The sequence below is a fragment of the Brevibacterium sp. Mu109 genome (genome assembly GCF_900169375.1).
Lineage (GTDB): Bacteria > Actinomycetota > Actinomycetes > Actinomycetales > Brevibacteriaceae > Brevibacterium > Brevibacterium yomogidense_A.
In genome coordinates, this window is record NZ_FXZF01000001.1 from 272,604 (window position 1) to 294,788 (window position 22,185).

Genomic DNA, 22,185 nt, shown 5'->3' on the forward strand with positions numbered 1-22,185 from the left:
GCGCCCGGACCGGCTGGAGCGCCGGTCCGGGCGAGGGGCCGAATCAGTCGGCCGGCTGCTGGACGCCCACGCGGGCCGCGCGGATGATGCGCTCCCCGTAGCGGTATCCCGGCTGCATGACCATGAAGATGGTCGGGCCGTCGACCTCATCGCTCGGCTGCTGCATGAGGGCTTCGTGGTAGGCGGGGTCGAACTCCTCCCCCGCCTTGCCGTACTGGACGACGCCGGCCTTCTCCAGCGTGGCGAAGAGCTTCGTCACGTGGACCTCGAAGGGACCGGTGACGTCGCCGTTCTCCTCGGCCAACCGCGCCTCGTCGAGCACGGGGATGAGTGCTTCGGCGAGCGACACGACGCCGCTCTCCTTCGCCCTCTCCTGCTCCCGCGTCGCCCGCATCCGGTACGCCGCGTACTCCGCGTTGATGCGCTGCAGGTCCGCGAGACGCTCAGCGGCGAGCTTCGCATCCGCAGACAGCGGCTCGTCCGTCGCCGCGTCGTCGAGCGAGGAGGCGTCGTCGGGGATGTCGATCCCCAGATCCGCCGCGCTCGCGTCCGCGTCAGCGCCTGCGTCCGCACCCTCGGCCTGGGCCGGGTCGTCTGCCGGCACGGTCCCTTCGGGGGCACCCGCTGCCGAGGTCCCCGTGGGGTCCCCGGCCTGCTCACCTGAGCCGGCCGGGGCCTCGGCGGCGGTCGCATCCGTGTCAGGAGCCTGCTGGGCCTCGGGCCTCAGCTCGCCCGTCTCCGGATCGACGCGTCGCTTGTCGGTGAACGAGAAGCCCGGTTCGGTGCGCCCGTCCTGGGGATCCTCGCTGCCGGTCACTTGTTCTCCTCGTCCTCGTCCACGACCTCGGCGTCGATGACCTCGTCCTCAGCGGAGTCCGATGCGTCTTCGGCGCCCTCGGCACCGTCGGCGGCCTCATCGGCCTGCTGGGAGTAGATCGCCTCGCCGATCTTCTGCTGGTTCTCGACCAGGCGGTCGTAGGCGGTCTTGACCGCGTCCTCGTCCTCGCCCTTCAGAGCTTCCTTGAGCGCTTCGACGTCGGAGTTGATCTCCGTCTTCACGTCCTCCGGCAGCTTGTCCTCGTTGTCCGTGACGAGCTTCTCCGTCTGGTACGCGAGCGTCTCCGCGTTGTTGCGCGTGTCCTGCTCCTCGCGGCGCTTCTTGTCCTCTTCCGCGTGTTCCTCGGCCTCGCGGACCATGCGCTCGATGTCGTCCTTCTCCATCGCCGAACCGCCGGTGATGGTCATCGACTGCGCCTTGCCCGTGCCCTTGTCCGTGGCGGACACGTGCACGATGCCGTTGGCGTCGATGTCGAAGGAGACCTCGACCTGCGGGACGCCGCGCGGTGCCGGCGCGATGCCGGTGAGCTCGAACGTGCCCAGCGCCTTGTTGTCGCGGGTGAACTCGCGCTCACCCTGGAAGACCTGGATGGAGACCGACGGCTGGTTGTCCTCTGCCGTCGTGAAGGTCTCGCTGCGCTTCGTGGGGATCGGGGTATTGCGCTCGATGAGCTTCGTCATGACGCCGCCCTTGGTCTCGAGGCCCAGCGACAGCGGGGTCACATCGATGAGGAGGACGTCCTTGCGCTCACCCTTCAGCACGCCGGCCTGGACGGCCGCGCCGACCGCGACGACCTCATCCGGGTTCACGCCCTTGTTCGGCTCGCGGCTGGCGAGCTTCTCAACTGCTTCGCTGACGGCCGGCATACGGGTCGAACCGCCGACGAGCACGACGTGGTCGATCTCCGACACGGTGACGCCCGCGTCCTTGATGACCTGCTCGAAGGGCTTCTTCGTGCGGTCGAGGAGATCCTTCGTGAGGTCCTCGAACTTCGCACGGGTGAGGCCCTCGTCCAGGTGGATCGGACCGTCCTCGCTCATCGACAGGTACTGCAGCGAGATGTTGGTGCTGGACGCCGACGACAGCTCCTTCTTCGCCTGCTCCGCAGCCTCCTTGAGGCGCTGCAGGGCGGTCGTGTCGTTGGAGAGGTCGACGCCGTCCTTGTCCTTGACCGTCTTGATGAGGTGGTCGACGATCCGCTGATCCCAGTCGTCGCCGCCCAGCTTGTTGTCGCCGGAGGTCGCGCGCACCTGGATCGTGGAGAAGTCGTCCTCGTCCTTGCCGACCTCCAGGAGGGACACGTCGAACGTGCCGCCGCCGAGGTCGAACACGAGGATGAGCTCGTCCTCCTTGCCGCGCTCCAGGCCGTAGGCCAGTGCTGCGGCGGTGGGCTCGTTGATGATGCGCAGGACATTGAGGCCTGCGATCTCACCGGCGTCCTTCGTAGCCTGGCGCTCAGCGTCGCCGTAGTAGGCGGGGACCGTGATGACTGCGTCGGTGACATCCTCGTTGAGGTAGTCCTCGGCGTCGTGCTTGAGCTTCTGGAGGATGCGCGCGGAGACCTCCGGTGCGGACATCGTCTTGCCGCCCAGCTCCGTGGTCCAGTCCGTGCCCATGTGGCGCTTGACCGACGCGACGGTGTTCTTCACGTTCGTGACGGCCTGGCGCTTGGCGATGTCGCCGATCAGCGAGTCGCCGTTCTTATTGACTGCGACGACCGACGGAGTGGTGCGTGCGCCCTCCGCGTTCGCGATGACCTTGGGCTCGCCGCCTTCGAGGACCGCGACGACCGAGTTCGTGGTTCCGAGGTCGATGCCGACTGCTCGTGCCATGTTTTCACTCTCCTAGCTGATGGAAGATCATTGAGCCGGTGCGGCTCAGGTTCTGTCGCAAGTCTTGCGAGTGGTCGGGGTCGATGTCAAGCCGAACCTCACCAAACCTGCGTGCACCTGACTCAACTCTTAGGAGTGGGGTGTTATTCCCGGTAGGTTCGCCTGGGTACGGTCCGGATCTGCAGGTTCCAACTGGCGCGCAGCGCAGGATGTCGCTCTCCGGATGATTCGCCGCACTCACGGCTTGCTGCCAGACGAAGCGCTCCATACGACCAGCTCTATACGGCCAGGGCTGTCCGCCGCGGCCCAGACCTGGCGGAATGGGATCCCCGACCGGCGGCCAGAGCCAGGAGCAGTCCCAGGAAGGCCAGCGCCGCTCCGACGAAGGCGGGCGCCTGGTAGCCGAGGCCCAGGCCGACGACCGCCGCACCCAGAGCGGCGCCGAGCGCGTTCGCAACGTTCAGGGCGGCGTGGTTCAGAGAAGCCGCGAGAGACTGGGCTTCGGGCGCCGAGTCCATCAGCAGTGCCTGCAGTCCCGGAATCAGGATGGAGCCCGTCATACCGAGGACGAAGACCATGATCAGGGCCGGAACCGGGTACGGCGAGACCAGACCGAACGTGGTCATGAAGACCACCATCGCGCTCGTGGCGATGTAGATGCTGCCGCGCACCGACCAGTCGGCCAGGCGCCCGCCCAGGAGGTTGCCGATCACCATGCCCACGCCGTACAGCCCCAGGACCACCGGGACGGAGCCGAGGGGAAGACCCGTCACGTCCGTCAGCGTCGGACTGATGTACGTGTAGACGGCGAAGAATCCCCCGAAGCCCACGATGCCGGTGAGCACGGCCAACCACACCTGACCACTGCGCAGTGCGGTGAGCTCCCGCCGGATGCTGGCCTCTGCGCGGGCCGGCTCGAAGGGCACGAACAGCTTGATGCTGATCCAGGTCAGGGCACCCACGAGCCCGACGACTGCGAACATCCACCGCCACCCGAGCTGCTGCCCCATCCAGGTCACGACCGGCACCCCCAGGACGTTCGCGATGGAGAGCCCCAGCATCACCCAGGCGATCGCGCGACCGCGCATGGTGGCGGGCACCAATGAGCCGGCGAGAATGGCGGCGAGGCCGAAATAGGCGCCGTGGGGCAGCCCGGAGAGGAACCGTGTGAGAAGCATCCACTCGTAGTCGGGCGCCACCACGGAGGACACGTTCGCGATCGTGAAGAACGCCATGAGCCACAGCACCATGGTCTTGTGCGGAACACGCGCGCCGATCGCCGTGATCACCGGCGCGCCCACCACCACACCCACGGCGTAGGCGGAGATCAGCAGTCCCATGTCCGGGTTGGTCACGCCCAGGTCGACGGCGCCCTCCTGGAGCAGGCCCATGATGGCGAACTCCGTGGTGCCGATGCCGAACCCGCCCATCCCCAGGGCGACGACGGCCACCAGCAGGGCCCTGCCCTCGAGTCGCGTGCTCGTGGGTGAGGAGGTGTGACTCATGCGGGATCCTGCCTTCGTGCTGTGCGTGGAGTGCGCGGACGCGGAGTGCGGCGGCACTGACGCAGACCCACAGCAGTCTATGGAACTCCGGCGCAGCGCTGGAATGCGGCAGGAGCGAGACACGCCCATGACGAAGATCCGCTGGCGCGCGTCGCGCTTCGGAACCTGAACGGCTCCTCTGATGACGCACCGGGGCACGGGACCGTACGCTGGGGACAGGGCAGTCACCGTGGACAGCCCGTACTCCCGAGTTCGTGAGGACAGACATGCCTGATCTGCACACCCTCGCCCGCACCCATCTGGCCAACGCGCGAGCCGACGAGCGCGGCCGCAGCGCTGAACTGGTCGTCCATGACGGCGAGCTGCGCCAGACCGTCATCGCACTCGCAGCCGACGTGCGGCTGCCGGCCCACAATTCGCCACCGGCGGCCAGCATCCTGGTGCTGACTGGCCGCATCCGCGTCGAGTTGGACGCCGATGTGCAGGGCGAGCTCGGCGAGGGCGAACTGTGGACGCTCACCCACGAGCGCCACTCCGTCCTGGCGCTCGAGGACAGCGCGTTCCTGCTGACCACGGTCACGAGCGTGGGGCGTCAGTCGTCCTCCTAGGACGTACTCCGGTGGCCCCGCAGTGACGCTTCAGTGAACTCGTCGGGGACTGCCCCGTTCTGCGTTGACCGCGCCGGCCCGGACCGGTGGAATGGCACGCGTGAACAGCGCAGACGGATTCTCAGACGGCCACGCAGACGGTGATGCAGACGGTGATGCGGTCGGCAGCTCCGACACAGCGGGGACGTCCGATCCCGTCACCGGGATCGGCCGGCGGACCGTCCTCCGGACCGGAGCATTCGGCGCGCTGGGAGCAGCGGCCCTGTGGGGCCTCGGCAGCGGTCGAGAAGTCGCCGCCGCACCCGCGCACGATGGCGCGTTCGGCTACGGGGTGGCGTCCGGGGACCCCACCGCGGACTCCGTCATCATCTGGACCCGGTTCACCCCGCGCGTGGATGGCGAGCCCGCCCTCCCGGGCTCCGGACAGGGCGCGCCGACGCCGGTGCGCTGGACCGTCTCCCCCACTGCGGACTGCACGGAGGCCGTCGCGACCGGCGTGGTGACGACGTCGCCGGACTCCGACCACGTCGTCAAGGTCGACGTCACGGGGCTGGACCCGTACACGGAGTACTTCTACGTCTTCGCAGCAGGCGACGAGACGAGCGAGGTGGGCCGCACCCGCACGGCCCCCGACGAGCCGGGAACCACCCACGCGCTGCGGTTCGCGCAGGTGTCGTGCGCGAACTACACCGGCGGCCACTTCGGCACCTACGCGGCGATCGCAGAGCGCGACGACCTCGACTTCGTCCTGCACCTGGGCGACTACTTCTACGAGTACGGCAACGGCGACGACCGGTACGGCCCGGACGAGCTGATCGGAGAGCGCGACCACCGGCCGGCCCACGAGATCGTCTCGCTCGAGGACTACCGGACGCGGCTGGCGCAGTACCGGGCGGATCCCGACCTGCGCGAGGCGCACCGGCTGCACCCGTTCATCACCGCCTTCGACGACCACGAGATCACGAACAACGCGTGGTCCGACGGAGCGGAGAACCACAACGAGGGTGAGGGCGACTACGCCGCGCGGATGTCCGCGTCGTTCCAGGCGTACACCGAATGGCTGCCGATCCGCGTGGACCCGGCGACCACGGAGGACGGCACCGTCTTCCACCGGCGCTTCACCTACGGCGACCTCGCGGATCTGTCCGTGGTGGAGACGCGCCAGCACCGGTCCGAGCAGGTCGCGTCGTTCGTCCTGATCGGCGGCCCCGGCACGAACGAGGAGCTGAACGACCCGGACCGCCAGATCATGGACGGCGCGCAGATGGAGTGGCTGCAGGACGGGCTGACCGCGCAGCGTCGCTGGCACCTCGTGGGCAATCAGGTGATGGTGTCCCCGCTGGCGTGGCCCGGGCAGTACATGGGCGACGTCCAGGGCTCGGTCATGATCAACGGCGATGCGTGGGACGGATACCGCGCGGACCAGAAGAGCCTGCTGACGCACATGGCGCGCCAGCCCGCGTCCTCCGGGGACACCGTCATCCTGACCGGGGACATCCACTCCTGCTGGGTCGAGGACCTCGTGGCGGATCCGGATGCGGTCCTCGAGACCGCGATCCAGTCCTACCCGCCGGCGGCGCAGGCGGCCGCGGAGACGGCTGCGGCGAAGGGCGCCGCGACTCCGGCGGCGAACCCGTCGCCGGCACCCGCGGCGCGTGAGGGCTCGCCGATTCCGCCGATGATCGCGGAGCCGGTCCCCGTGCCGGAGCAGCTCACGTTCGCGTCCGATCCGGCACCGGCCGGCGTCGAGTTCGTGTGCCCGTCGATCTCGAGCGACGGCTTCTACGAGATCGTCCGCAGCGTCCTTCAGTCACCGACCGTGTCCGTGGGCGCGGTGAAGCTCGCGGAGGCCGTGCTGGGTGCGATCAACCCGCATCTGCGCTGGATGGACGGGATCGGCCACGGGTTCATCCTCATCGACGTGACCGAGGAGCGGGTGCAGGCGGACTTCCACCTCACGGATGAGCCGTCCTCGTCGCAGCCGGACCCCCGCATCGACCCGTCCCATCGTCCGGAGCACCGCGCGTCGTTCCAGACCGTCGCCGGCAGCCGGGTGACGAGCGAGGCGAGCGGCCCCGTGGGGCCCCGCAGCGATGCGCCCCGCCGTGCGGAATGCGCTCCGGCTCCGTCGGACGACCCGACGTCGCCGCACCCCACCGCGACCGAGGCCCCCACGCCGACGGGTGGTCCGACGGCTTCCGGATCGCCAACGCCTTCCCGCACGCCTTCGCCGACCGGAACACCGGTGCCCTCCCGCACTCCGTCACGGACACCCGCGCCGAAACCCACGTCGGAGCCCTCGCGGTCGCAGTCACCCTCGAGGCCGCCCCGACCCGCACCCTCCGGATCACCCTCATGGCCGTCAGCGCCTCCGTCGGACGATCCTCGCCGCCACCCTCAGCCGGGCGGGTCTGCGTCGCCGCAGCTGAACGACCGACTGCCCCGCACCGGCGGGGAGATGGGCGGCGCGCTCGGCCTGGGCATCGCCGCCGTGGCAGGCGGGCTCGGCCTCACTGTCGCGGCACGGCGGCGCCGGGCTGCGGCACACGACGCGCCCGACGCGCACGTGGCGCACGAGGACCCCGCGGCCTCGGGTGAGGACCAGGCCGACTGAGCCCCGTCTTCCCGCGGGGTCCTCCCGCGGACGCGCACACCTTCCCGCCCTCACCCTGGTGCGGACTGCGAGTACACGGAAGAATGCGTGGGTATGGAACTGATCCCGTCCCTCGAGCTCCTCGCGGAGCAGACGGTGTCCGGGGTCGCATTCGTCACGGCGTACGGGTTGACGTGGCTGGTCTGCGGCCTCCTGTGGCGTCGGACATCCGCACGCACCGCGGCCTATGCCACGCTCTTCCAGGGGATGGTCGCGTTCCCGCTGGCACTCGGCGGATCCGCCCTCATCGGGGCGATCGGTCAGGGACGACCGGTGGCGGAGGAGATCACGCAGCTGTCCATCCTCATCGGCACCTCCCAGCTGTTGGGGCTGCCCCTGCTCATCCTCTTCGTCGTGAAGCGGTGGTACACGCTCGTGCCGGTCGCGTTCGCCACGCTCACGTCGATGCACTTCGTGCTCTACTCGTGGCTGTACCGGACGCCCGTCTATATCGTGCTGGCCATCGCGGTCGCGGTGGGGGCGGTGATCGTCATGGCCACGGCGTCCGCCGCGGAGCGCACGGCCCGGGACGATGTGCGGCCGATCGAGCCCGCCACCACTACTGCTGGCAGCGCTGTCGACTCCGCTGTCGGCACTCCCGCCAACACCGCTGTCGGCATCTCCGCGAGCAGCACCATCGGCGCGGCGCGGGTCTGCATCCTCACGGGCAGCCTTCTCCTAGCGTCCGCCGCGGCGCTCGGGGTTCTCCACGCCGGCTGACCGCCCACGACCTCAGCCTGCTGCGCGGCGGACGAGCTCCCGCAGCCGTGCCTCGACGTCGTCGGTGATGCCGAGCACTGCGAACGAGGTCGGCCAGAAGAATCCGTCGTCCAGGAGCGCGTCCTCGTTGAAGCCGATCGACGCGTACCGCTCCCCGAACTTCGAGGCGGGGGTGAAGAAGACGACCACCTTGCCGTCGCGCGCGTAGGAGGGGAACCCGTACCAGGTCTTCGGGTCCAGGTGCGGCGCCTCCTCCACGACGATCGTGTGGAGTCGGTTCCCGATCTCGTAGTCCGTCCCCTCGAGCTTGGCGAGCGTGTCCGCGCACGCCTTGGCCTCCCGCTTCTTCTTCGCGGTCCCGCTTCCGCCTGCGCCCTCCGCCCGCAGCTCTGCGGCGCGCTCCTTCATCGCGGCGAGCTCCGCATCGCTGAAGCCGCCGTTCTGCGTGCTCTTCTTCCCAGCCATGTCACGATCATTCCACCTGGCCGCCCTCACCGCGACCCCTCTTGCGCCGCAATCACCGCTGTGGTTGATTCGGGGCATCGGCCTCGCAGCCGGCCCCTCCGCGACGAAGGTGTCCCCGTGCTCGACCCTCGCCTCACCGTCCTCCGCACCTTCGCCGCGCGGGAAACCATCGCGGCGACTGCCGAAGCCCTGGGCTACTCGCCCTCCGCGGTCTCCGCACAGCTGCGCGAGTACCAGCGGGCGCTGGGCGTCCGCCTCCTCGTCAAGGACGGCCGCGGACTGCGGCTCACCGCCGCCGGCGCGGAGCTCGTCGAACGCACGGACGACCTCGTCGCTCAGTGGGAGGAGGTCCATGCTGCGGTCCGCGATGCGGCCGAACGCCTGACACCTGCGATCGTGCGCCTGGGCGGGTTCTCCACGGCGACGGGGTCGCTGCTGTCCCCCGTCGCCGCACGCCTCCGCGCGCGTCACGAGGGGCTCGAGGTCCACATCGTCGAGGCGGACCCCGCCCGCTGCGTGGACCTGCTCACGGCCGACCGGCTGGACATCGCGGTGATCGTCGCGATGCAGATGACGCACGAGCTCGATGAGCGGAGGATCGAGCAGATCCCGCTGCTCGACGATCCGCTGGACGTGCTCGTGCCCGCCGATCATCCGCTGTCGGGACGGGAGTCCGCGGGTCTCGACGAACTGGGCGGGGATCCGTGGATCACGGATCGACCGGGCACCCCGTACCGGGCACTGTTCGTCACGGCGTTCGCGGCCGCCGGCGCCACCCCTCGAGTCGTCCACCAGGTCTCCGACTGGGGCTCGCAGGAATCGCTGGTGAGCGATGGGCTGGGCGTCGCGTTCATCCCCCGTCTGATGCGGCTGAGCGGAGATGCGCGAGCCGTCCGCGTCCCCCTGCACGGCCCGTCGGCTCCCAGCCGCCGGATCCTCGCGATCATGCGCCGCGGTGCGAGCTCGCACTCGCTCTTCGCCGAGGCGCTGACCGAGCTGCGCTCCGCCGCCGAGGCCACCCGCGCCCCCGACTGAGCCCGCACCTCCCAGCATCCGGCCCGCCCACCAGGGCGGCCACGCCCGCGGAACGGGCGGCGTCAGAGTCCGCAGCCACGCCCGCGCAGGGGCGACGTCGGATTCTCAGAGGACAGCCCGGACTGCGGTCTCGAAGTGCTGGACGTGCTGCCGTGCGAGAGCCTCAGCCGTCTGCTCGTCTCCCGCCAGGATCGCCTCCATGAGTGGGATGTGCTCGCGGATGTGGTCACTCATCGCCGGCAGCCGGTCGATGAGGAGGCACCACAGTCGAGTGACGAGTCCGTCCAAGCGCACCAGCGTCTCCTCGAGGTATGGGCCGGACGCTGCCCGGTCCATGATCCGATGCACGGCCAGATCCAGCTCCATGAGGTCGCGGCGCGACTCCCGGCCCGTCACGGCACGCACTGAGTCGAGCACGTCCGCGAGTGCCGCGGACGATTCACCCCCGCGCACGGAGGCCGCCCGGCGGGCCGCGAGTGGGACCAGCACCCCGCGGATCTCGGAGATCTCCGCGAGGTCCGTGAGATCCACGGCGGAGGCGAAGGTCCCGCGTCGCGGGTAGGTCACGACCAGATGATCCGCCTCGAGTCGCTTCAGCGCTTCCCGCAGCGGGGTGCGGCCCACCCCGATCTCGTCGGCGAGTGTGGACTCGGACAGAGGATCGCCGGGGCTGATGTCGAGGAGGACGAGGCGCTCGCGCAGCACGCGGTACGCCCGGTCCGCCAACGTCTCGCCGGCGGTTGCCACGTCGGCCGTCATATCTGTCGTCTCCCTGTTTTCGGTCGCCGTCATCCCGGCAATCGTCATCCCGACCGTGTCCTCCGAGCCTCCGGCTCCCGGTTCGCGTCGCCTCGCATCCTGCGGCACCTCTTGCGCGTCACGAGGTCCTCCCCCTATCATAAACACACAACTGATATATCAGTTCCGGTTCACAATGACCGACGGCGCGAAGGAGCGCATCCGTGGCCGATCAGCTGCCGGAGCACCCGGCATTCCTCTGGCGGAATCCTGACCCGAAGCCCTCGTACGACGCCGTCATCGTGGGCGGCGGCGGGCACGGACTCGCGACCGCCTACTACCTCGCGAAGAACCACGGGATGACGAACATCGCCATCCTGGAGCGCGGCTGGCTGGCCGGCGGGAACATGGCCCGGAACACCACGATCATCCGGTCGAACTATCTGTGGGATGAATCCGCTGCGATCTACGAGCACTCGATCCGACTGTGGGAGCAGCTGCCGGAGGAGCTGGACTACGACTTCCTCTTCTCTCAGCGCGGCGTGCTCAACCTCGCCCACACCCTGCAGGACGTGCGGGAATCGCGCCGACGTGTGAACGCGAATCAGCTCAACGGCGTCGATGCGGAGTTCCTGGATCCCGACCAGGTGAAGGAGGCGTGCCCCATCATCAACGTCTCCGACGACATCCGGTATCCGGTCATGGGCGCCACCTATCAGCCGCGCGCCGGCATCGCGAAGCACGACCACGTCGCGTGGGCCTTCGCCCGGGCCATCGACGCGATGGGCGTCGACATCATCCAGAACTGCGAGGTCACGGGCTTCCTCAAGGACGGGAATCGGGTCGTCGGAGTCGAGACGACTCGTGGGCGGATCGGTGCGGGGACGGTGGGTCTCGCGGCCGCGGGGCATTCGAGCGTGCTCGCGGAGAGGGCCGGGTTCCGCCTGCCCATCCAGTCCCGCCCCCTCCAGGCACTCGTGTCCGAGCTCTTCGAACCCGTGCATCCCACCGTCGTCATGTCGAACCACGTGCACGTGTACGTGTCGCAGGCGCACAAGGGCGAGCTGGTCATGGGTGCGGGAGTCGACGCGTACAACGGCTACGGGCAGCGGGGCGGCTTCCACATCATCGAGGATCAGATGGCCGCGGCGGTGGAGCTCTTCCCGATCTTCTCCCGCGCCCACCTGCTGCGGACGTGGGGCGGCGTCGTCGACACGACGTTCGACGCGTCCCCGATCGTCTCCCCCACGCCGATCGACGGGCTGTACGTGAACTGCGGCTGGGGCACGGGCGGGTTCAAGGGGACGCCGGGAGCGGGATACACGTTTGCGCACACGATGGCGACGGGGTCTCCGCACCCGCTGAACGAACCGTTCCTGCTGGACCGTTTCGAGACCGGCCACCTCATCGACGAGCACGGCGCCGCCGGCGTCGCGCACTGAAGGATTCTCAGAAGCACCATGCCGGCGAACCATCCCGACGCCCCTCACTATCCGACACCCCCGACGAAAGGCCTGACGGTCATGCTCCTCATCGACTGCCCCCATTGCGGGCCCCGGGACGAGGTCGAGTTCCACTACGGAGGCCAGGCGCACGTGCCGTATCCGGAGGATCCCTACGCGCTCACGGACCGCGAATGGGCCGAGTTCCTCTTCTACCGCGACAACCCGCGCGGGCCGTTCGCGGAGCGCTGGCAGCACAGCGTCGGCTGCCGCAAGTGGTTCAACGCGATCCGCGACACCGCGACCTACGAGTTCCTCGCGGTCTACCCGATGGGGGCGCCGGCGCCCTCCGCTGGAGGTGGCTCGGCATGACTGCACGACGCGTCGGACCCGACCGCTCCCCCGGCCACGGCATCGACCGGTCCGCACCGATCACCCTCACAGTCGACGGCAGGCCGGTGTCCGCGTTCGCCGGTGACACGGTGGCGAGCGCTCATATCGCCTCGGGCCGGGCTGCGTGCGGCGCTTCGCTGTACCTCTCCCGTCCCCGCGGCATCGTCGCAGCCGGCGTCGAGGAGCCGAACGCCCTCCTCGCGGTCGACTCGAGGGCCCCGGGCGGTCCGTCCGAATCGATGCTGCCGGCGACCACCGTCGAGGCCGTGGACGGGTTGAGCGTCCGCTGGCTGCAGGGCATGGGCGTGCTCGATCCACGCGGCGATGACGCCTACTACGACAGGAAGTACGTCCACACCGACGTGCTCGTCGTGGGGGCCGGCCCCGCGGGGATCGCCGCCGCGCGTGAGTCGGCCAAGACCGGAGCGCGCACAGTCCTCCTGGACGACCAGTCGATGCCCGGCGGGTCCCTTCTGTCAGGCCGTGGTTCACCAGCCGGCAGGGACGAGTCGATCGATGGCGGGGACGCCGCGGAGTGGGCCCGCGCCACCCTGAAGCGCCTCGCCGCTCAGCCTGACTTCACGTACATGCGTCGCACCACCGCGATCGGCTCGTACGATGCGAACTACATCGTCGCCGTCGAGCGACGGGCGAACGACGTCGACTCCCCTGCCGCGCCGGGCGTTCCCCGGGAGAGGGTCTGGCACATCCGCGCGAAGCGCGTCGTCCTGGCGACCGGTGCCCACGAGCGCCCCCTCGTCTTCGCGGACAACGATCGCCCCGGCGTCATGCTCGCCGGTGCCGTGCGCACGTATCTGAACCGCTACGCCGTCGCGGCCGGGCAGAGCATCGTTCTCGCGACGACCAACGACAGCGTCTACGAACTGCTCGAAAATCTCCACTCCGCGGGCATCGCCGTTCCGGTCGTCGTCGATTCCCGGCCGGAACCGTCCGCCCGAGCGCGTGCAGCACTCGAAACGACCGGAACCAGGGGTGTGTTCGGCGCGGCAGTCGTAGGAACCTCGGCGGATGGGAAGAGTGGCGCATCCGACGACGGCGCCACGGTCGCAGGCACCCATGTGGTCCCGGACGGTGCTGCCACTGCAGTCGAGGACGGCAGAGTCACGGCGGTCTCGTTCGCGTCCGTCGACGAGGCCGGACGGCCCGTGGGCGCCGTCGAGACGATCTCGGCCGACACGCTCGCGGTCTCCGGCGGCCACTCCCCCGTCCTCCACCTCCACGTCCAGCGACAGGGCCGCACCCGATGGGACGACGGGCTCGCGGCCTTCGTGCCCGAGGCTCCGGTGGCCGGGCAGGCCATAGTCGGCTCCGCGAACGGTGCGGGGAGCCTCGGGGCGGCAGTCGAGCAGGGTGCGAATGCCGGCCATGCTGCGGCCGCGGAGACCGGGGCGCGGGGGCCGCTCGTGGTGCCGACCGCCTCGGCGGCGGAGCCCGCGCCCGCGCGCCCACTCTGGCTGATCGCCCCGCCCGAGGCGCTGGTCGCTTCCGAGGCGCCGGCCGCTCAGGAATCCCGCACCGACGACGATTCATCCGCGGCCGGCGACGCCTCATTCGCACCCGAGCACTGGACGACCCACTTCGTCGACCTCCAGCGGGACCAGACCGTCGCGGACGTCCTCCGCGCGATCGGCGCGGGGATGCGGTCGGTCGAGCACATCAAGAGATACACGTCGATCTCGACCGCCGGCGACCAGGGCAAGACGAGCAGCGTGAACGCCATGGGCGTCATCGCCTCACTCCTGGAGGACGCGGACCCCGCGTCGGTGGGGACGTCGACGAACCGGCCGCCGTATACGCCCGTGGCCTTCGCAGCTCTGGCAGGCAGGCGCCGCGGCGAACTGTACGAGCCCGCGCGGGTGACGAACATCCACCCGTGGCACGTGGCCCACGGCGCGGAGTTCGAGGATGTGGGCCAGTGGAAGCGCCCCCGGTACTTCCCTCGGGGGGATGAGGACATGGACGCCGCGGTGCTGCGCGAATGCGCGGCGGTGAGGACCGCAGTCGGCATCCAGGACGTGTCCACCCTGGGGAAGATCGAGATCCGCGGGGCGGACGCCCCGGAGTTCCTCAACCGGATCTACACCAACGGGTTCGCGAAACTCCCGGTGGGCAAGGGGCGCTACGGGCTCATGTGCGGGGCCGACGGGATGCTGTTCGACGACGGCGTGACCATGCGGCTGGCTGAGGACCGCTTCCTCATGACGACGACCACCGGCGGCGCAGCGGGAGTGCTCGACTGGCTCGAGGAGTGGCACCAGACGGAGTGGCCGCACATGGACGTGTTCTTCACCTCCGTGACGGAGCAGTGGAACACGATCGCCGTCGCAGGACCTCGAGCGCGGGAGGTCATCGCGGCGATCGCACCGGACATCGATGCGTCGAACGAGGCGTTCGGCTTCATGGAGTTCCGGGAGACGCAGCTGTCGAACGGTATCCCCGCCCGCATCTGCCGCATCTCGTTCTCCGGGGAGCTGGCGTTCGAGGTCAACGTCGCCGCGTTCTACGGACTGGCCGCATGGGAGCTGGTGGCCGAGGCCGGCGAGGAGTTCAGCCTCACCCCCTACGGCACGGAGACGATGCACGTGCTGCGCGCGGAGAAGGGGCTCGTCATCATCGGCCAGGACACCGACGGAACGGTCACCCCGTTCGACGCCGGCATGGGGTGGGCGGTGTCGAAGCTCAAGGACTTCATCGGCAAGCGGTCCTTCCAGCGCGCGGACACCGCACGACCGGATCGCAAGCAGTTCGTGGGCGTGCTACCGGTCGACGGAGTCACCCGGCTGGACGAGGGTGCACAGCTGATCGCCGCAGGGACCCCGGTGACGCCGGACGCGGGGCCCGTGCCCATGGTCGGGCACGTCACCTCCTCGTATATGTCAGCGGAGCTGGGCCGACCATTCGGCCTGGCACTCGTGGAGAACGGCTTCGACCGCATGGGGGAGATCGTGCAGTCGCCGGCGGGCGGGACGCTCGTCGACGTCGAAATCACCTCGTCCGTCTTCATCGACCCCGAAGGGAAGCGCAGAGATGGCTGATCCACACACACCCGCGCCGAGGCCGGATCCAAGCCCGGACCCCGAGCCGCTCACGAGGCCGGAGCCCACACACCTGCGGCGCTCCCCGGCACACGGGATGACCGCCGAGATGGACGCGGCGTCTGTCGCGGGACCCGCCGGCGTGCAGCTGCGCGAAATCGCATTCGCCCCACAGCTGGGGATCCGTGCGGCGCCCGGCAGTGCGAGCGCCTCGCGCATCGAACGCGCTCTGGGGGTGAGTCTGCCGAGCGGTGTCGGGGAGACGACCGGTGATCCCGATGCGCTGCACTGCGTCTGGATCTCCCCCGATGAGTTCCTCACGATCGACGTATCGCGCACCCATGTGCATGGTGGTCATGTGAAGGGGGAACACGTGCCAGGGGGACACATGCACGGGGGACTCGTGCACGGGGAGGCGGGCGCAGTCGCCGCGGTGCTGGAGGACGACCGACCGGGGGCGGGGCGACTGCCGGGTCAGGTCGTCGACCTGTCCGGCAATCGCGCGATCCTGGAGCTCACCGGGCCCAGCGCGCGAGCAGTGCTGGAGAAGGGCGGCCACGTCGACCTCCATCCGCGGGCGTTCCCCGTCGGGCACGCGGTATCAACACTGGTGGGACCGGTTCCGATGATCGTCCACCGGGCGCAGGAGGAGACGTTCCGACTGCTTCCGCGGTCGTCCTTCGCGCAGTACACGGTGCGCTGGCTGACCGATGCGATGCTCGAATTCCGCACGATCAGCGCGTAGATTCAGTGCCGCAGCGTCTTGCCACGGCAGTGCAGCTCAACAGAGGCAGCGCAGCTCAATCCAGGAGGCGATGATGTCCACCCGCACAGCACGATCCACACCTGCAGCCACCGCTCCAGCTCGAGCCACCGCTCCAGACCTCGACCACGTCGTCACGTTCGCATGCGCGCAGCGCCGCGGGATCGTCCATGCGCTCACGGGTGTTCTCGTGGAGCACGGAGGCGACATCATCGAGCTCAAACAGTTCGACGATCCGCTCACGGACCACTTCTTCTCTCGCATCCGCTTCTCTCTCCGCGAGGGGACAGACCTCGAGCGGGTGCGCGCAGACTTCGCAGCGCTCGGTGACGAGTTCGACGCGCTGTGGTCGTTCCGCCCGACCGAGCAGAAGCAGCGCGTGCTCGTCATGGTGTCGAAGTTCGGCCACTGCCTCAACGACCTGCTCTACCGCGCGCGGATGGGCGAGCTGAACGCGGAGATCGTCGCAGTCGTCTCGAACCACCCCGACCATCGCCAGACCGTCGAATGGCACGGCATCCCGTTCTTCCACGTTCCCGTCACGAAGGACACGAAGCCCGAAGCGGAGGCGCGGCTGCTGGACCTCGTCGACAGGTTCGAGGTCGACCTGGTGGTGCTGGCCCGCTATATGCAGATCCTCTCCGACGAACTCTCGCGCGCGCTGACGGGCAGGGCGATCAACATCCACCATTCGTTCCTTCCGTCGTTCAAGGGGGGCGAAGCCGTACCACCAGGCCTACGCCCGCGGCGTGAAGACCGTGGGCGCGACCGCTCACTATGTCAACGACGAACTGGACGAGGGGCCGATCATCACGCAGCAGGTGATCGAGGTCGACCACACGTTCGGACCCGAGGATCTGGTCGCGGCCGGCCGTGACTCGGAGAACAAGGCGCTGGCCGACGCGGTCAAGTGGCACTGCGATTCACGGGTGTTCCTCAACGGCAATCGGACCGTCGTCCTCAGGTGAGCGCGCGTCTGCTGAAACAGGCCGGGCGGGGATGTGATGCCGCAGCAGGCCGGGTCCTCATCGTCACTCGTTGAGTGGAAGTTCCAGCGGGAGCCCCAGGAGCGCGACCCGGAACCGCGAGTGGAACAGCGTCCGCCTTCGCGGGTCGACGGCGAGTGGCGGAAGCCACCCGGGCAGCCCGCGGCGGAACACCGATTCCCATCCGGAGCTCTCGAACCAGCGGTGGTGGAACGGGCAGAGCAGGGTGAGGTTGTCGATCTCCGTCTTCCCGCCCCGGGCATAGGCGACGATGTGGTGCGCTTCGCACCATTCGGCCGGAGCGTCGCAGTCGGGGAACGTGCAGCCCTGGTCGCGAGCCGCCAGGACCGCCATCTGGCTGCGGGTGGCGAAGCGTCCCTGCGAACGGACCTCGACGGTGCGGCCCCCGCCGTCCGACAGATGCAGGAACATCTGCGCGGCGTTCGACCATCCCTCCAGAGCGTCGAGAGTCACGGGGCCACCGGCGTGAGTGCTGAGCGTGGCTCCCGGTGTGGTGAGCTCTGCCGCGCTGGCGGTGACGACGAGTGCATGGTCGGCACCGTGGAGGACACGCTCCCGCGCAATGCTGCGCAGCAGGAAGGCGAAGCGGTCATGACGAGCCAGGCCGGGCGCGTCCGACTCCTTGAGCTGCGCGAAGCTCCCGCTCCGCTGACCATCACCGCGCACACTCCCACCCCGGTCCTGTTCGGACACGTCCTCACCTGGCGGCGCACCGTTTCGGGGTGGGGAGGGTTCAGAATCAGCGGGTTCAGCATCGAACGTAGAGCTGCGACCGAGGATCTTCTCCCACACCGTTCTCTCCGCGACGTCCGCGCCATCGGCGCAGACCCGGTCGCGCAGGGACTGCACTTCTCGTGCGATCCGCCCCCGCAGGAGGACGGGCCACCCGTCGTCCTTCATGACGAACTGCGGGTCACCCTCAATGACTGTGTAGGAGGCGCCGTCGATCGTGACCCGGCCATCAGCATGGACCGCGATCCGCGTGGCGTCCCAGACGGCTTCCCGGGGGATGTTCGGTATCGGCACGCCCTCGTCGTCCGTCGCAGATGTCACCGAGTACTCGTGTTCGTCTCCCGGTCCGTCCGCATCCGCTTCAGGGGAACCGTTCGCTCCTGCATGCGGGTCTCCTGAATCCGGTATCCGAGTCACCGAGTCCGGCATTCGACTCACCGAGCCGGGGACTCCGGCCTCTGGATCAGGCACACCCGCCTCTGGATCAGGCACCTCGACCGCAGAAGGATCGTCATTGCACTCCCGGTGGAGACGCACAGAGATAGGAACATCCGTGTCCTTCATGCGGTGGTACAGAAGAGAGTGCAGAGTCGTCCCCGACGGGCAGTCGAGGAGCCCGGAGAGGCGCCAGTCCCCGTTGCGCTGCTGGGACAGATTGACCCTGTACCGATGAGGATCGGTCTCGAACTTCGGAAGAGTCCCATCCGGATCCACATGACTGATGATCCGCTGGGTGAGCTTCGGCAGTTCCTTCAGCCGCACCGTCGGAGCCAGCTCGACGAGCGTCTTCTCCACCCTGTCCGCATACTTCGCTCGCGCCGACGGCGGCAGATCATCAACGGCGTCGCACAGCGCCCGCGCTTCGTCGGCACTGATGCGCCCGTCCGCGAAGTTGTCCGCGATCACCGGCCTCACCGGAGCCAGCGCTTCGCCGGTCTCGGAGATGCGCCCCACCACGTACTCGCACAGCTGTGTCCGACGCCGAGCCTCCTGCGGCGTGATGCGGAATTCCCCGGCCAGCAGCGCCTCCGTCGTCCGATAGCCGTGCATCGCGCTGTCGCCGATCCGCTTGTATCTCGCCAGGAGATCGGTGCTGAGGGAGTCCACCAGCCGCCGGACCACTTCGAGGGACCGCACCGCCGCCAGCACCTCCGGTGCTCCCAGCGACCCGTGCGAGCCGGTCTCACGCACCGCACGACCCACGTCGAGGAGCTCGACGAATCCCGGCGCCCTGCTCTCGAGAAGTTCCTGATCCGCGGAGGTGAAGGGGACGCGGAACGCCGGTTCATCGACAGTCCCATCAGGACTCTGCGACGCCGCCATGGCCACCTCCTCTGCCCCAGATGAACAACCCTGTTCTATCTGTCTTTCGAACAGTCTATTCGAAAGATTCAGAGAATGCCATAGTCTATTCGAACATTCGCGATCTTCTAGCGTCGGATGCGACTCATCCCTGCGTCGTAGACCGGCTCGGCCAGGACCTCGGCGCCGTGGACTCGGCCGAACCGCATGATCTCCAGCGGCGTCCCCGGTTCCGCGCGCTCCTCAGCCACCCACGCGAGCCCGATGACCTGGCCGGTGACGTAGCCGAAATCGGCGCTCGTGACCCAGCCGACGACCTCGGTACCGGCGAAGACGGGCGATCCCGCCTCCGGGCGGCCCGCATCCATCCGCATCCCGAAGGCTGCGAGCCTCCGCCCGCGCGAGGGCTGCCGCACAAGCGCGTCGCGGCCGATGAACCCACCGTCCTTCTCCATGCGCACGGCGAAGCCCAGACCCGCATCCTCCGGGGTGTCCTCCCTCGTCATGTCCGAGCCCCACGCGCGGTAGCCCTTCTCCAGCCGCAGGCTCGAGAAGGCCGCGCGCCCACCGGGCACGATCCCGTGCGGCGCCCCCGCGTCCATGAGCGCGTCCCAGAGGCGCAGCCCGTGGGCGGCCTCCGTGTACAGCTCCCACCCGAGTTCGCCCACATAGCTCACCCGCAGCGCGAGCACCGGCACCCCGGCCACCCGGATCCGCGCGGCGCGGAAGTAGCGCAGGCCCTCATGGCTGATGTCGCCCTCCGTGATCGGCTCCAGCACGTCCCGCGCCCGAGGCCCCCACAGGCCCACGCAGCACGTCGACGTCGTGATGTCGTCGAGCACGACGGTGCCGGATTCCGGCAGCAGTCGCGTGAGCCGGTCCAGGTCGAGCGGCCCGTTCGCCCCGATCATGTACTCCTCGCCGCCCAGACTGGTGACCGTGACATCGGAGAGGATCCCGCCCGTCTCATCGAGCATGAGCGAATAGGTGACCGCGCCCGGCAGCTTGCCCACCTTGTTCGTGTTGAGACGCTCGAGCCATGCGGTCGCCCCTGCGCCGCGCACCCGATAGCGCGTCAGTGACGTCATGTCGTAGGCGGCGACGCGGTTGCGGGTCGCCCAGGCCTCGGCTGCCGCGATGGGTGACCAGTTCACCTGGTCCCACGCATCGCGACGCGGCACGACCACGGGGACAGTGTCGCCGCCGCCCTCGGCCACACCACCCGGGACGGCCGGATCCTCCAGCGCCGTCGTCGCCGCAGCCGCCGCACCGAACGCCTTCACCGCCCGCGTCCGGAACTCCGGGTCGCTGAAGAGCTTCGCATTCTCCCCGTGCCACAGTGCCCGCTCCCAGCCGTTCGCCTCGTCGAAGTATCCGCCCGCGTCCTGGATCCGGGTGTGAAACGGGCTCGTCTTCAGTCCGCGCGTGACCACGGTCCCCTGGTGCGGGAAGGACACGTCGTAGACCTCGTCGTACGCCTCCGCCGCGCGTTCCCGGATCCACTGGTCACTCAGCAGCGCGGGATCGAAGCGTGCGGCATCGAGCTCCTGAGTCGCGACACCGGGGTCCCCGGTGAGCATCCAGTCGGCCAGCACCTCGGCACAGCCCGCCGAAGCCGTCACCCAGATCGCCTGCGCGGCCCAGAACCCGTCGAGCCGCAGCGAGGGCCCGAGCATCGGCCCGCCGTCGGGGGTGAAGGAGAAGACGCCGTTGAACTCGCCCTCCAGCGGCAGATCGGCGATCGCCGGGAGCAGACGAGCCGCCTCCGCACGGCAGAACTCGAAGTCCTCGCGGGTGAAGGCACGCTTCGCGGGCTCCTGACCCGATGCCAGCATGTGCGCGGTGTCGGTGAGATCCTCCGGCGCCAGCGGGATGGGCCTGTGCTCATACGCCCCGATCCCGATCCTGGTGCCGAACTCGCGCATGTACAGTCCCGCGCCCTGGTGCCGGATCATGGGACGCCCCGCCTGGTCGTCGCCCAGCGGCGAGCCGTCCGGGGCGGTTCCGGGCAGGTCCGGGACGGGCGCGGTCCACGCGTACCCGTGCTCCATCGGGTGCATCGGCAGGCGCAGGCCGCCCAGCTCCCCCAGCAGGTGCCCCCAGATGCCGCCGGTCGCGACGACGACGTCGGCCGGGATCGTGCGGCGGCTCGGGCTGGTCGAGTCGACCGCGGCCGAGGTCCCGCCCGCCGGCACCTCGGCGGCTTCCGCCCCAGCCCCACCCGTCGGCACGGTCGCGTCCTCGACGACGACCCCCGTCACGCGGCCGTTCTCCGTTTCGACGTCGACGACGCGCGTGAGGCCGATCGCCTCGGCACCACCTTCCTCCGCACGTGCCAGCTGATGTTCGACTGCGCGCTTCGAGTGGACGATCCCGTCGGTGGGCGTGTGGAGTGCACCGATGATCTGCGAGGTGTCGAGGCCGGGCCACAGCTCCGCGACGCGGGCGGGCTCGATGAGCTCCGCCGGCACGCCCCAGGCGAGCGCATAGCCGTATCGCCTCCGCAGCTCGGCGAGCTGCCCCTCCGTCGTCGCGACCTCGAGCCCTCCGATGCGGTCGAGGACGCGCCTGCCGTCGACCTCGAGCCCGTCCAGTTTGGCGAGGGTCCTCTGCGCCAGACCGCACATGACCCTGGAGCCGTTGACCTGGAACACGAAGCCCGGTGCGTGCGAGGACGAACCGCCGGTGACGGGCAGCGGCCCCTGGTCGAGGACGGTGACGCGGGTGCAGCCTCGCGTCACCAGTTCGTCCGCGAGCGCCGCGCCCACGACGCCCGCGCCGATGATGACGATGCGTGAGGACGGGTCGATCGCCCCGGGCGGTCGCGCGCTCACACGATCGGGAAGCGTCGTGGCAGCGCTGCTCGCGATGGTTCTGGGGACGGTGCCGGTCATGGCGTCTCCTGCATGCGGTGGTGTGGTGAAGGGTGTGGTGAAGGGTGTGGTGACGGAGGTGGAGGAGCGTGTCGCGAGTCGTCGTCGACTCATTCGATGTTGCGCATCGCGCAACGCACGCGTATGGTGCAACCATTCAAGCGTGTGACACCCACCACGTCAAGGGTGCGGACGACCTGCCTCGAGCACCGCAGAACAGCCG

Annotated in this window: 15 protein-coding genes and 1 pseudogene; 9 read left to right on the forward strand and 7 right to left on the reverse strand. The window is 69.3% G+C overall.

Annotated features, from left to right (window positions below):
* Positions 1 to 43 precede the first annotated feature (43 nt).
* The 3 genes from BSP109_RS01155 to BSP109_RS01165 form a co-directional block, all read right to left on the reverse strand.
* Positions 44 to 817: a nucleotide exchange factor GrpE gene (locus BSP109_RS01155; protein ID WP_101599102.1), complete on the reverse strand. Its 774-nt coding sequence runs from the start codon at positions 815 to 817 to the stop codon at positions 44 to 46.
* On the reverse strand, positions 814 to 2,670 hold the full coding sequence (gene dnaK / locus BSP109_RS01160; protein ID WP_101599103.1) for a molecular chaperone DnaK: 1,857 nt from the start codon (positions 2,668 to 2,670) through the stop codon (positions 814 to 816). The genes BSP109_RS01155 and dnaK overlap by 4 nt, the downstream gene beginning before the upstream one ends.
* Before the next feature lie 278 nt (positions 2,671 to 2,948).
* Entirely contained in the window at positions 2,949 to 4,175 is a 1,227-nt protein-coding gene (locus BSP109_RS01165) for an MFS transporter (RefSeq protein ID WP_101599104.1), read from the reverse strand.
* A 266-nt stretch (positions 4,176 to 4,441) separates the two neighbouring features.
* Here BSP109_RS01165 and BSP109_RS01170 point away from each other — a divergent pair, with 266 nt between their 5' ends.
* The 3 genes from BSP109_RS01170 (at position 4,442) to BSP109_RS01180 (ending at position 8,156) form a co-directional block, all read left to right on the forward strand.
* On the forward strand, positions 4,442 to 4,783 hold the full coding sequence (locus BSP109_RS01170) for a cupin (protein WP_087002946.1): 342 nt from the start codon (positions 4,442 to 4,444) through the stop codon (positions 4,781 to 4,783).
* A 100-nt stretch (positions 4,784 to 4,883) separates the two neighbouring features.
* Positions 4,884 to 7,397: an alkaline phosphatase gene (locus BSP109_RS01175; RefSeq protein WP_180959581.1), complete on the forward strand. Its 2,514-nt coding sequence runs from the start codon at positions 4,884 to 4,886 to the stop codon at positions 7,395 to 7,397.
* A 93-nt stretch (positions 7,398 to 7,490) separates the two neighbouring features.
* The gene (locus BSP109_RS01180; RefSeq protein ID WP_101599106.1) at positions 7,491 to 8,156 is read left to right on the forward strand and encodes a hypothetical protein; all 666 of its coding nucleotides are present in this window, start codon (positions 7,491 to 7,493) and stop codon (positions 8,154 to 8,156) included.
* A gap of 12 nt (positions 8,157 to 8,168) precedes the next feature.
* On the opposite strand, the gene BSP109_RS01185 is transcribed toward BSP109_RS01180, so the two are convergent.
* Positions 8,169 to 8,621, reverse strand: coding sequence for a hypothetical protein (locus tag BSP109_RS01185; RefSeq protein ID WP_101599107.1), 453 nt, complete (start codon positions 8,619 to 8,621; stop codon positions 8,169 to 8,171).
* A gap of 117 nt (positions 8,622 to 8,738) precedes the next feature.
* Here BSP109_RS01185 and BSP109_RS01190 point away from each other — a divergent pair, with 117 nt between their 5' ends.
* Positions 8,739 to 9,656 (forward strand): LysR family transcriptional regulator, encoded by a 918-nt coding sequence (locus BSP109_RS01190; protein WP_101599108.1) that lies wholly within the window; start codon positions 8,739 to 8,741, stop codon positions 9,654 to 9,656.
* Between the two features lie 105 nt (positions 9,657 to 9,761).
* Here BSP109_RS01190 and BSP109_RS01195 read toward each other — a convergent pair whose 3' ends face one another.
* Positions 9,762 to 10,448 carry a GntR family transcriptional regulator gene (locus tag BSP109_RS01195; protein ID WP_257944507.1) on the reverse strand — a complete coding sequence of 229 codons (687 nt, stop codon included), beginning with the start codon at positions 10,446 to 10,448 and terminating at the stop codon, positions 9,762 to 9,764.
* A gap of 170 nt (positions 10,449 to 10,618) precedes the next feature.
* Here BSP109_RS01195 and BSP109_RS01200 point away from each other — a divergent pair, with 170 nt between their 5' ends.
* From BSP109_RS01200 to purU, 5 genes and pseudogenes are all read left to right on the forward strand, one after another.
* A complete protein-coding gene (locus BSP109_RS01200; RefSeq protein ID WP_101599110.1) occupies positions 10,619 to 11,836 on the forward strand; it encodes a sarcosine oxidase subunit beta family protein in 1,218 nt (405 codons plus the stop codon).
* Positions 11,837 to 11,917: 81 nt separating this feature from the next.
* Positions 11,918 to 12,208, forward strand: a complete 291-nt coding sequence (locus BSP109_RS01205) for a sarcosine oxidase subunit delta (protein WP_101599152.1) — start codon at positions 11,918 to 11,920, stop codon at positions 12,206 to 12,208.
* Positions 12,205 to 15,285, forward strand: a complete 3,081-nt coding sequence (locus tag BSP109_RS01210; protein ID WP_101599111.1) for a 2Fe-2S iron-sulfur cluster-binding protein — start codon at positions 12,205 to 12,207, stop codon at positions 15,283 to 15,285. Before BSP109_RS01205 ends, BSP109_RS01210 begins: the two co-directional genes overlap by 4 nt.
* A gap of 109 nt (positions 15,286 to 15,394) precedes the next feature.
* Positions 15,395 to 16,030 carry a sarcosine oxidase subunit gamma family protein gene (locus tag BSP109_RS01215; protein ID WP_308297895.1) on the forward strand — a complete coding sequence of 212 codons (636 nt, stop codon included), beginning with the start codon at positions 15,395 to 15,397 and terminating at the stop codon, positions 16,028 to 16,030.
* 70 nt (positions 16,031 to 16,100) lie between these two features.
* Positions 16,101 to 17,016 (forward strand): annotated as a pseudogene (gene purU / locus BSP109_RS01220) (formyltetrahydrofolate deformylase).
* Between the two features lie 63 nt (positions 17,017 to 17,079).
* Here purU and BSP109_RS01225 read toward each other — a convergent pair.
* Together BSP109_RS01225 and BSP109_RS01230 are read right to left on the reverse strand one after the other, a co-directional pair.
* Positions 17,080 to 19,110: an HNH endonuclease signature motif containing protein gene (locus BSP109_RS01225; protein WP_101599113.1), complete on the reverse strand. Its 2,031-nt coding sequence runs from the start codon at positions 19,108 to 19,110 to the stop codon at positions 17,080 to 17,082.
* A gap of 107 nt (positions 19,111 to 19,217) precedes the next feature.
* Positions 19,218 to 21,983 (reverse strand): FAD-dependent oxidoreductase, encoded by a 2,766-nt coding sequence (locus BSP109_RS01230; protein ID WP_101599114.1) that lies wholly within the window; start codon positions 21,981 to 21,983, stop codon positions 19,218 to 19,220.
* Positions 21,984 to 22,185: the final 202 nt, after the last annotated feature.